Annotated in this window: 14 protein-coding genes; 13 read left to right on the plus strand and 1 reads right to left on the minus strand. The window is 69.1% G+C overall.

Translation table 11 applies throughout. From position 1 onward, the window contains the following. Positions 1–9 precede the first annotated feature (9 nt). On the minus strand, positions 10–867 hold the full coding sequence (locus ACFY0T_RS27085; RefSeq protein ID WP_388875599.1) for an SAM-dependent methyltransferase: 858 nt from the start codon (positions 865–867) through the stop codon (positions 10–12). 200 nt (positions 868–1067) lie between these two features. Between ACFY0T_RS27085 and proS the strand changes: the two genes are divergently transcribed. The 13 genes from proS to ACFY0T_RS27150 all read left to right on the plus strand — a co-directional run bounded on the left by proS (position 1068) and on the right by ACFY0T_RS27150 (position 10798). Beyond that, the gene (gene proS, locus ACFY0T_RS27090) at positions 1068–2483 is read left to right on the plus strand and encodes a proline--tRNA ligase (protein ID WP_388875602.1); all 1416 of its coding nucleotides are present in this window, start codon (positions 1068–1070) and stop codon (positions 2481–2483) included. A gap of 251 nt (positions 2484–2734) precedes the next feature. Continuing rightward, entirely contained in the window at positions 2735–3331 is a 597-nt protein-coding gene (locus ACFY0T_RS27095) for a hypothetical protein (protein WP_388875605.1), read from the plus strand. Between the two features lie 352 nt (positions 3332–3683). After that, positions 3684–4103 (plus strand): 30S ribosomal protein S16, encoded by a 420-nt coding sequence (rpsP, locus tag ACFY0T_RS27100; protein WP_388875608.1) that lies wholly within the window; start codon positions 3684–3686, stop codon positions 4101–4103. Between the two features lie 2 nt (positions 4104–4105). Next, positions 4106–4345 (plus strand): RNA-binding protein, encoded by a 240-nt coding sequence (locus ACFY0T_RS27105; protein ID WP_003973401.1) that lies wholly within the window; start codon positions 4106–4108, stop codon positions 4343–4345. Between the two features lie 84 nt (positions 4346–4429). Then, positions 4430–4978 (plus strand): ribosome maturation factor RimM, encoded by a 549-nt coding sequence (gene rimM / locus ACFY0T_RS27110; RefSeq protein ID WP_388875611.1) that lies wholly within the window; start codon positions 4430–4432, stop codon positions 4976–4978. Then, positions 4978–5799 (plus strand): tRNA (guanosine(37)-N1)-methyltransferase TrmD, encoded by an 822-nt coding sequence (gene trmD, locus ACFY0T_RS27115; RefSeq protein ID WP_388875614.1) that lies wholly within the window; start codon positions 4978–4980, stop codon positions 5797–5799. Before rimM ends, trmD begins: the two co-directional genes overlap by 1 nt. 132 nt (positions 5800–5931) lie before the next feature. Next, a complete protein-coding gene (gene rplS / locus ACFY0T_RS27120; protein ID WP_030675924.1) occupies positions 5932–6282 on the plus strand; it encodes a 50S ribosomal protein L19 in 351 nt (116 codons plus the stop codon). A gap of 45 nt (positions 6283–6327) precedes the next feature. Continuing rightward, the gene (lepB, locus tag ACFY0T_RS27125; RefSeq protein ID WP_388875617.1) at positions 6328–7044 is read left to right on the plus strand and encodes a signal peptidase I; all 717 of its coding nucleotides are present in this window, start codon (positions 6328–6330) and stop codon (positions 7042–7044) included. Next, positions 7037–8131 carry a signal peptidase I gene (gene lepB / locus ACFY0T_RS27130; RefSeq protein ID WP_388875620.1) on the plus strand — a complete coding sequence of 365 codons (1095 nt, stop codon included), beginning with the start codon at positions 7037–7039 and terminating at the stop codon, positions 8129–8131. The genes lepB (ACFY0T_RS27125) and lepB (ACFY0T_RS27130) overlap by 8 nt, the downstream gene beginning before the upstream one ends. After that, positions 8016–8948: a signal peptidase I gene (gene lepB / locus ACFY0T_RS27135; RefSeq protein ID WP_388875623.1), complete on the plus strand. Its 933-nt coding sequence runs from the start codon at positions 8016–8018 to the stop codon at positions 8946–8948. Before lepB (ACFY0T_RS27130) ends, lepB (ACFY0T_RS27135) begins: the two co-directional genes overlap by 116 nt. A 168-nt stretch (positions 8949–9116) precedes the next feature. Beyond that, a complete protein-coding gene (gene lepB / locus ACFY0T_RS27140) occupies positions 9117–9893 on the plus strand; it encodes a signal peptidase I (RefSeq protein WP_388875626.1) in 777 nt (258 codons plus the stop codon). A gap of 64 nt (positions 9894–9957) precedes the next feature. Next, positions 9958–10434 carry an NUDIX hydrolase gene (locus ACFY0T_RS27145; protein WP_388875970.1) on the plus strand — a complete coding sequence of 159 codons (477 nt, stop codon included), beginning with the start codon at positions 9958–9960 and terminating at the stop codon, positions 10432–10434. A 55-nt stretch (positions 10435–10489) separates the two neighbouring features. Then, complete coding sequence (locus ACFY0T_RS27150; protein ID WP_003965949.1) at positions 10490–10798, plus strand: DUF2469 domain-containing protein; 309 nt, start codon at positions 10490–10492, stop codon at positions 10796–10798. Positions 10799–10869 lie beyond the last annotated feature (71 nt).

Genomic DNA, 10869 nt, shown 5'->3' on the forward strand with positions numbered 1-10869 from the left:
CCCGTGACGTCAACCCGTGCGGGCGATCAGATACCGGAAGACGTTCGGCATCCACACCGTCCCGTCCCGCCGCTGGTACGGATGAAGCGCCTCCGTGAGTTCCTTGTCCACCTGCGCCTGATCCGTCGCGGCGACAGCCGCGTCGAACAGCCCCGTCGACAGAAGCCCCCGCACCGCACTCTCCCCATCCGCATACCCGAACGGACACGCAACCCGCCCCGACCCGTCCGGCCGCAGCCCGGCCCGCTGAGCGACCTCCTCGAGGTCATCACGACCGGCGGCCCGCCAACTGCCCACCCCCCGCAGGGGATCGGCCAACTTGGTCGCGACCCGCAACACCGCGGACGTGGTGCATCGTTCCGGCGGCCCCCACCCGACCAGCACCACGGGAGCCCCCCGCTCGGCGAGCGGCGTCGCCGAGCCGAGCAGCGACCCGAGCCCTTCCGAGTCCCCGGCCACACACCCGATCGGCTCGAACGCGGTCACCAGGTTGTACGCCGGCGCCTCCGCGACGGCCGCGTCCGCGGGGGCCCCGTCCACGAGCCGGGCCTTCGCACGCGCGCGCGTGCCCCACGCCTCCGGCAGCAGCCGCTCCCGCGCGAGGGCCAGCCGCTCGGGCGAGGAGGAGTCGACACCGGTGACGGTGGCACCCCGAGCGGACGCCATGAGGAGTGCGAGCCCCGATCCACAGCCGAGGCCGAGCAGCCGCGTCCCGCCGCCCACTTCGAGTCGCTCGTAGACGGCCTCGTAGAGCGGTACCAGCATCCGCTCCTGGATCTCGGCCCAGTCACGCGCGCGTGCAGACTGATTCACCCGGGGCGGCGCCCCCGCGTGAGGTAGGTGCTGCCGCACGAGCGTAGGTGTCATCGAAAGCGCCCCAATCCGCCGAGAGTTGCCGCTGTGCCCCGTTTCCCTGGCCCCCGTGCAGTGCGCGCGCACTCCCCCCCGTATGTCAGGAAACTCCGCGCTCGACGTGGCGTCCAGGGGTTGCGGCGCCCGGCTTGTGCGCTCCCTGTGCGCGCGGCGAGAATTCACATTCCGGCAACGTGGGCCCGTACCATCGCCGCATGGCAAAGGCACCCGTTCTCACACCCCAGGCGGATGATTTCCCGCGCTGGTACCAGGATCTGATCAACAAGGCCGAACTGGCCGACAACGGTCCGGTGCGCGGCACCATGGTCATCCGACCGTACGGGTACGGGCTGTGGGAGCGGATGCAGCAGGAGATGGACGCCCGCATCAAGGAGGCGGGCGCCCAGAACGCGTACTTCCCACTCTTCATCCCGCAGTCGTACCTGACGAAGGAGGCCGAGCACGTCGAGGGCTTCGCCCCCGAGCTCGCGGTCGTCACGCACGGCGGCGGCAAGGAGTTGGAGGAGCCGGTCGTCGTCCGCCCCACCTCCGAGACGATCATCAACGACTACTTCTCCAAGTGGGTGCAGAGCTACCGCGACCTGCCGCTGCTGATCAACCAGTGGGCGAACGTGGTGCGTTGGGAGATGCGCCCGCGCGTGTTCCTCCGTACGACGGAATTCCTCTGGCAGGAGGGCCACACCGCCCACGCCACGTACGAGGACGCCCGGGACTACGCCGCGTACATCCACAAGGAGGTGTACGAGGACTTCATGGTGAACGTCCTCGGCATCGACGTGGTGCTCGGCCGCAAGACCCCGACCGAGCGGTTCGCCGGCGCCATCAACACCCTCACGCTCGAAGCCATGATGGGCGACGGCAAGGCCCTCCAGATGGGCACCAGCCACGAGCTCGGCCAGAACTTCGCCAAGGCCTTCCACACCCAGTACCTGTCCAAGGACGGCAAGCAGGAGCTCGTCTGGCAGACCTCCTGGGGGTCGTCGACCCGCATGGTGGGTGGCCTGATCATGTCGCACGGCGATGACAATGGGTTGCGGGTGCCGCCGCGGCTCGCCCCGGTGCAGGTGGTCGTCCTCGCGATCAAGGGAGACGAGGCGGTTCTGGCCAAGGTCCGCGAAATCGGCGATCAGCTGAAGGCGGCGGGTGTGCGCGTCCATGTGGACGACCGCACGGACACCCCCTTCGGGCGCCGCGCCGTCGACTGGGAGCTCAAGGGCGTCCCGGTACGCGTCGAGGTCGGCCCCCGTGACCTGGAGAGCGGCACCGCGATGCTGGCCCGCCGCATCCCCGGAGGCAAGGAGCCGGTGGCGATCGACGCGCTCGTAGGTCTGCTCCCCACGGTCCTCGAAGAGGACCAGGCGCTGCTTCTGCGGCAGTCGCGCGAGCGCCGCGAGTCCCGTACATCGGACGTGGCGACGATCGAGGAGGCCGCCGAGGCGGCCACCGCCGGCGGCTGGGCGCGCATTCCCTGGGCCGACCTCGGCGAAGAGGGCGAGGCCAAGCTGGCCGAGCACTCGGTGACCGTACGGTGTCTGGTCGCCGAGGACGGGTCGGTGCCCGACGCCGACGACGCACCCGGTAACGTCGCGGTCGTCGCGCGCGCTTACTAAGTAGCCCCCGAGGGCGACCGAAACGCCTCTTGCGCATCTGCTGACCTCAGGTGCCCCGGCGCGCGGACATCGTCTACGCGCCGGGGCGTACGTGTGCCTACGTACCGCCTTGGTATGAGCTGTGAGGCTTCTCCGCAGATCAGCGCACCCGCCCTCGTCAGGACGCATCAGCGGCAACTGACGGGTACGTGCAAATTATTTGGGATGCCCCGGAATAGGAACACAGAGGCACCCCGGCTCGTTGTCACGACGTGAGCACGACACCACCTGTTCTCGCCGCAGAGCTGGCAGGGGCGTGGGCCGACATTCAGCGGCACCACCCCGAGCTGCCGGATCTTGCCGCGCCAGAGTCCCTGATCGGAGAGTCGTCGTCCGCCTGCGGGCACGAACTCTCTTTCGAGCGACTGCTTCATGAGGCAGTCCACGGCATCGCCGCCGCCCGAGGAGTCCGCGACACCTCGCGCGCCGGCCGGTATCACAACCGCAGATTCCTCGCGATCGCCGAGGAGCTGGGCCTCGACCACCCAGAGGAGCCGCATCCGAGCAGTGGCTTCTCCCTGGTCACGCTCAACCCCGAGGCGAAGCGGCGCTACCGCCCGACGATCGAGCGGCTGCAGCGCGCGCTCAAGGCCCACTCGGCCGCGACCAGCGCCGACACCGCCCGCTCGTTCCGCGGCCCGGCCGCGCGCCACGGCTCCTCCGGAGGAGGCGTCCGCGTCAAGGCGGTCTGCGACTGCGGCCGCAACGTACGCGTCGTCCCCTCGGTCCTGGCCCAGGCACCGATCGTCTGCGGCGGCTGCGGGAAGCCGTTCCGGATCCCCGAGGTGGTCGGCGCGGCGGCCTCGTAGCCTGCGGGCAGGCGTGCCGATGGGGGCGGCGCCGGTCCCAAAGAGGGTTACCCCATAGCGCCGGGTTGCGCAGCTGTCCTCCGCGGTGAGAAGCGGCATCTCGTGGATGCCGGTCGCGCGCGGCGGACGTCGGGCTTCGGCTCGGCGCCGGGTGCCGCTCAGGCGTGGGCGGACGCACCCGGCCCGGTGAAGGCGCCCCGCCAGGATGTGGCACAATGGCTAGCTGTACTCGACAGCCGCACAGGACCCCTCTCTCCTCCGGCTGACGCGTCCATCGGGCACTCGGGTACCGCAACCCCACGCGGCCATCTCGCCGTGCCCAACCACGTCAAGACCAGGAGACACCACTCCCGTGGCAGTCAAGATCAAGCTGAAGCGTCTGGGCAAGATCCGTTCGCCTCACTACCGCATCGTCGTCGCCGACTCCCGTACCCGCCGTGACGGCCGGGCCATCGAGGAGATCGGTCTGTACCACCCGGTGCAGAACCCGTCGCGCATCGAGGTCGACGCCGAGCGCGTCGCCTACTGGCTGGGTGTCGGCGCGCAGCCGACCGAGCCCGTTCTCGCGATCCTGAAGAAGACCGGCGACTGGCAGAAGTTCAAGGGCGAGCCCGCCCCGGCTCCGCTGCTCGTGGCCGAGCCGAAGGCCGCGCGCCCGTCGTTCGACGCCCTTGGCGGCGAGGACGAGGGCAAGGGTGAGGCCATCACCCAGAAGAAGAAGGCTGAGAAGAAGGACGAGGCTGCCGCCGAGTCCGAGTCGACCGAGGCCTGAGCATGCTCGAGGAGGCTCTCGAGCACCTCGTGAAGGGCATCGTCGACAACCCCGACGATGTGCAGGTCGCCTCGCGCAACCTGCGCCGCGGGCGCGTTCTCGAGGTCCGGGTCCACCCCGACGACCTCGGCAAGGTGATCGGCCGCAACGGCCGCACCGCGCGCGCTCTGCGTACCGTCGTGGGCGCCATCGGCGGCCGCGGCGTCCGCGTCGACCTCGTCGACGTGGACCACGTCCGCTGACGTAACAGGCAGCACCGGCTCGGGCCGGGGAGGGCTTACGAGCCTTTCCCGGCCCGTAGTCGTATCGACAGGAGATCAAGCACAGTGCAGCTGGTAGTCGCTCGCGTCGGCCGCGCCCATGGCATCAAGGGCGAGGTCACCGTGGAGGTCCGTACGGACGAGCCGGAACTCAGGCTCGGCCCCGGTGCCGTCCTGCTCACCGACCCGGCCTCCGCCGGACCGCTGACCATCGAGACGGGCCGCGTACACAGTGGCCGTCTCCTGTTGCGCTTCGAGGGCGTACGCGACCGGAACGCCGCCGAGGCGCTGCGCAACACCCTCCTGATCGCCGAGGTCGACCCGGACGAGACGCCGGAGGACCCGGACGAGTACTACGACCACCAGCTGATGGACCTGGACGTGGTCACCAAGGACGGTGTGGAGGTCGGACGGATCACGGAGATCTCGCACCTGCCCTCGCAGGACCTGTTCGTGGTCGAGCGTGCGGACGGGACCGAGGTACTGATCCCGTTCGTCGAGGAGATCGTCACCGAGGTCGACCTGGAGGAGCAGCGGGCCGTCATCGACCCGCCGCCGGGCCTGATCGACGACCGGGCCGAGATCGACTCTTCCCGGGACGAGGACGAGGCGTAATGCGGCTCGACGTCGTCACGATCTTCCCCGAGTACCTGGAACCGCTGAACGTCTCGCTCGTCGGCAAGGCACGCGCGCGTGGACAGCTGAATGTGCACGTGCATGATCTTCGGGAGTGGACGTACGACCGCCACAGCACGGTCGACGACACCCCGTACGGCGGCGGCCCCGGCATGGTCATGAAGACCGAGCCCTGGGGCGACGCCCTGGACTCCGTACTGGCGGACGGCTACGAGACGGGCTCCCACGGGCCCGTCCTGGTGGTCCCCACCCCCAGCGGGCGCCCCTTCACCCAGGAACTCGCCGTCGAGCTCTCCGAGCGTCCCTGGCTGGTCTTCACGCCCGCCCGCTACGAGGGCATCGACCGCCGCGTCATCGACGAGTACGTGACCCGGATGCCCGTCTACGAGGTGTCCATCGGCGACTACGTCCTTGCCGGCGGCGAGGCGGCCGTCCTGGTCGTCACGGAGGCCGTGGCCCGGCTACTCCCCGGTGTCCTCGGCAACGCCGAGTCCCACAGAGACGACTCCTTCGCGCCCGGAGCCATGGCCAACCTCCTGGAGGGGCCGGTTTACACCAAGCCCCCGGCGTGGCGCGGTCGCGAGATCCCCGAGGTGCTGCTCAGCGGCCACCACGGGAAGATCGCCCGCTGGCGCCGCGACGAGGCCCTGCGCCGTACGACGGCGAACCGGCCCGACCTCATCGAGCGTTGCGACCCGTCCGTCTTCGACAAGAAGGACCGCGAGATGCTCTCCATCCTGGGCTGGCAGCCGGGTCCCGACGGCCGATTTTGGCGCAAGCCAGAGGCCGTGGAAGAATAGACCGCTGCTGTACGTCGTCCGGCGTGCGCCCCTGCCACAGGGGGACACGACGCCCGCCCCGACGCGGCGGCATCCTCTTGGAAAACTATCTCCCGTTGATGACCTGTGGCATCAGCGAAGAAAGCAGACGAAATGTCTCACCTGCTCGACTCCGTCGACAGCGCGTCGCTGCGCAGCGACATCCCGGCCTTCCGCCCGGGTGACACCGTCAACGTCCACGTCCGCGTCATCGAGGGCAACCGCTCCCGTGTGCAGCAGTTCAAGGGCGTAGTCATCCGTCGCCAGGGCGCTGGTGTCCGCGAGACCTTCACGGTCCGCAAGGTCTCCTTCTCGGTCGGCGTCGAGCGCACCTTCCCGGTGCACACCCCGATCGTCGAGAAGATCGAGCTCGTCACCCGTGGTGACGTGCGTCGCGCGAAGCTGTACTACCTGCGTGACCTGCGCGGCAAGGCCGCGAAGATCAAGGAGAAGCGCGAGAGCTGAGCTCGCGCCGGGGTTCATATGCAGGCCGGATAACATCTGGCCCCGATGGACACCGAAGCACAGCCCGTGGAGCGCGACCGCTCCTCCCGCCCTTCCGCATCCGAGGAGATCTCGGACACCGAGGGACCGGAGGGGCGGTCGCGTTTCGCGTTGGTGGACCGGGCGGCCGACTGGCTCCCGGGCGGGCGGATCACCCTGACCCTGCTGGTCTGCCTGGTCTTTCTGCTGTTCGTCAGCAGGTTCGTGATGCAGCCGTTCCAAATTCCCAGCGGCTCCATGGAGTCCGGATTGAGGATCGGGGACCGCGTTCTCGTAAATAAGTTGGCGTACCGTTTTGGTGCTGAGCCGCAGCGGGGCGACGTCGTTGTGTTCGACGGCACTGGGTATTTCGGGAACGCCAACTACATCAAGCGCGTCGTCGGTGTAGGTGGGGACCATGTGGTCTGCTGCGACAAGGAAGGGAGGCTCGAAGTGAACGGCCGGTCGGTCGACGAGTCGACGTTTCTGTATCCGGGGGACAACCCCTCCGACGTGCGCTTCGACGTCGTCGTGCCCGACGGCGCGCTCTTCGTTCTCGGCGACCATCGCAGCGACTCCCGCGACTCCCGCGACCACCTGGGCTCGCCCGGCGGCGGCATGATCCCCGTCGGCGACGTCATCGGCAGAACGGACTGGATCGCCTGGCCCGCCGGCCACTGGACCCGGCTGACGCGTCCCGATGCCTACGCGCGCGTGCCGGCCGTGGGCGGTGCCCATGGGTAACCGTGGCAAACCGCGCGGAGCCCCCACCAGCGCCGCCGACAACCTGCTGCCCACCGGCACCCGGCGCGCTGCCGGAGGCGCGGCGCGGCCCAGCCGTGTCGAGCGGCGCAAGCTCGCCCGCAAGATCAAGCGGCGCAGGCGGCGCTCGGCGATCAAGGAGATACCCCTCCTCGTCGGCGTCGCGGTGCTGATAGCGCTGGTCCTCAAGACCTTCCTCGTCCAGGCCTTCGTGATCCCGTCGGGCTCCATGGAGAACACGATCCAGATCGGCGACCGCGTCCTCGTCGACAAGCTCACCCCCTGGTTCGGCTCCAAGCCTGAACGCGGTGACGTCGTCGTCTTCAAGGACCCCGGGGGCTGGCTCACGGCCGAGGAGACCAAGAAGAAGGAAGACCCGGTTGTCGTCAAGCAGGTCAAGGAGGGGTTGACCTTCATCGGCCTGCTGCCGTCCGACAACGAGAAGGACCTCATCAAGCGGGTCGTCGGCGTCGGCGGCGACACGGTCAAGTGCTGTGACACACAAGGCAGGGTGACCGTCAACGGCACGCCGCTGACTGAGCCCTACATCTACGCCGGTGACAAGCCGTCGAAATTCGCCTTCGAGGTGAAGGTGCCCCAGGGCCGCCTGTTCGTTCTGGGCGACCACCGAGGCAACTCCGCCGACTCCCGCTACCACCGCACCGACAAGTTCAGCGGCACCGTCTCCGAGGAGTCGGTCGTCGGCCGGGCCATGATCATCGGCTGGCCCATCGGTCACTGGGCCCGCCTGAAGGAACCGAGCACGTACGCGACCGTCGCCGACGCGCCTGGAGGGTCGACCTCCGCTCTCGCTCAGTCGCATAGGGTGGCCCCTGCGGATCCAGACGGATTGATCCCCCTCCCGACCCCTGCGGAACTCCCGCTCGTTATGGGAGTGGTGGGCCTGCGCCGAATTCGACGACGCGGGCGGCGGCACGGAGTGAGGAGTGGATGTGGGGGATGTGGCGGTCGGCGCACGGTCCGGACACGAAGGTCCCGAAGGGCAGCCGGAGCGGCCCGACGATTCGGCTTCCCCGGCCGTAGAGGACGGTTCCGGCTCCGGGAGTGAGTCCAAGGACGGCAGCGCTGCGACCGAGCGCGCCGAGCGGGACGCGAAGTCGAAGAAGCAGCGCTCCTTCTGGAAGGAGCTGCCGATCCTGATCGGCATCGCCCTGGTCCTCGCGCTGCTCATCAAGACCTTCCTGGTGCAGGCGTTCTCGATCCCCTCGGACTCGATGCAGAACACCCTCCAGCAGGGCGACCGTGTCCTGGTCGACAAGCTGACCCCGTGGTTCGGCTCCGAGCCGGAGCGCGGCGAGGTCGTCGTCTTCCATGACCCCGACAACTGGCTGGCGGGCGAGCCCACGGCCAATCCGAACGCCCTGCAGACGGTCCTCAGCTGGATCGGCCTGATGCCGTCCGCCGAGGAGAAGGACCTCATCAAGCGGGTCATCGGCGTCGGCGGCGACACCATCCAGTGCAAGGGCACCGGCCCGCTCACCGTCAACGGCAAGGCGCTGAACGAGCCGTATGTGTACCCGGGCAACACCCCGTGCAGCGTCGACGAAGAGGGCGGCCAGTTCAAGGTCAAGGTGCCCGAGGGCATGATCTGGGTGATGGGCGACCACCGCCAGAACTCGCGGGACTCGCGCTACAACCAGTCGGACAAGAACCACGGAATGGTCCCCGTGGACAAGGTCGTCGGGCGCGCCATCGTCAAGGCCTGGCCCATCAACCGCTGGGGCACCCTCCCGGTCCCGGACACCTTCGACCAGACCGGCCTGAGCGACCAGGCGGCGGCCGCGGTCTCCTCCCCGGGCGCCTTGGCGCTCGTGGGCGCGGTGCCTCTGGTGCTGGTGCGGCGGAAGCGGAAGGCGTCGAAGTAACGCGCTGAAGCGTCCCCTTGGGGCCGGCCCGCTCGGATTCGTCCGAGCGGACCGGCCCCTCGGCCGTACGGCGCACGCGACGTCGTTCCGCCGGGGAGCCCGGAGCCGGTATCCGTGATCCAGTCCATGGGCTGACGTGGCCCGTACCCCCGGGTAGGGTGCGGACCCATGGGTGGCGAGAGCACGACACGTACGGCCCCGCGCAGCGGTGGCGCAAGCAAGGGCCCGACGGGCAGCCGGATCGGTGAGAGGCTGTCCGGGATCGCCGTCGCGCTGGGCATTGTGCTGTTCCTCGGAGGGTTCGCCTGGGGGGCGGTCGTCTACCGGCCGTACACCGTTCCCACCAGTTCGATGACGCCGACGATCGACGCGGGTGACCGCGTGCTGGCGCAGCGCGTCGACGGCAGTGAGGTACGCCGCGGCGACGTCGTCGTCTTCCGCGACAAGAGCTGGGTCACCAACGCGGCCGTGGTCAAGCGCGTGGTCGCCGTCGGCGGCGACACGGTCTCCTGCTGCACGAACGGCAAGCTGACCGTCAACGGCAAGCAGATCGACGAACCGTATCTGCCCAAGGGCAGCCTGGCCGAGATCACGAACTTCCCGACCGTGACGGTCCCCAAGGGACGCCTGTTCCTGCTCGGCGACGAACGCCAGGGCTCCCTGGACTCCAGCGCCCACCTCACGGACGCGGCCAGCGGCACGGTGTCGCGGGGCGCTGTCACCGCCCGCGTCGATGCCGTGGCCTGGCCCATGAACGGCATGCTGAAGCGGCCCACCGGTTTCGAGGCGCTGGGCAGTCTCTCCGAGCCGGGTCCGCTGCGGCTGATCGTGGGCGCTGTGGTGGCGGGTGCGGTGCTCGTCCTGGGCGGTGCCGCGTACGGTCCGATCGCCAAGCGCGCGGGCCGGCGTGGCCGGGCCCGGACGGAGCTCGCGGGTGCCCGCTGAGGTGTCGTACGACGAAACTCCGCACGACGGCGGAACGGGGACCCCGGACGAGTACCGAGGCGGGCTGCGGAAGGTCGCCCGCGTGGTGCTGCTCGACCCCGAGGAACGCATCCTGCTGCTCCACGGGCACGAGCCGGACGATGCCGCCGACGACTGGTGGTTCACGCCCGGCGGCGGCCTGGAGGGGGGCGAGACCCGCGAGCAGGCCGCGCTGCGGGAGCTCGCGGAGGAGACCGGAATCACCGAGGTCGAGCTGGGCCCCGTGCTGTGGCGGCGGATGTGTTCCTTCCCGTTCGCGGGGCGCCGCTGGGACCAGGACGAGTGGTACTACCTGGCCCGTACGACCCAGACGGCCACGGTGGCCGCGGGGCTGACGGACCTTGAACGGCGCAGTGTCGCCGGAGCGCGCTGGTGGACGTGCCAGGAACTGACCGAGGCACATGAGACGGTGTATCCGACCAGACTCGCCGAGCTGCTGCGCAGGGTGCTCGACGAGGGTCCCCCGGCCACTCCCGAAGTCCTCGACACCGAAATCGTCTAGGGGCTCGCGGGGCTGGCGCACAATAGGGGGACGCACGGCTGAAGGGGAACATGCCATGAGCGCCGAGGACCTCGAGAAGTACGAGACCGAGATGGAGCTGAAGCTCTATCGGGAGTACCGCGATGTCGTCGGTCTGTTCAAATATGTGATCGAGACCGAACGGCGCTTCTACCTCACCAATGACTACGAGATGCAGGTGCACTCGGTCCAGGGCGAGGTGTTTTTCGAGGTGTCCATGGCGGACGCCTGGGTGTGGGACATGTACCGGCCCGCTCGCTTCGTGAAGCAGGTACGGGTACTCACGTTCAAGGACGTGAATATCGAGGAGCTGAACAAGAGCGATCTGGAGCTTCCGGGCGGCTGATGACGTGGAGATTCCGGACGGCTGATGACGTGCGGTTGAGGCCGTGCGGCTGTGACGGGCGGCGGTGTCGT

The organism is Streptomyces sp. NPDC001530, assembly GCF_042894545.1.
Lineage (GTDB): Bacteria > Actinomycetota > Actinomycetes > Streptomycetales > Streptomycetaceae > Streptomyces.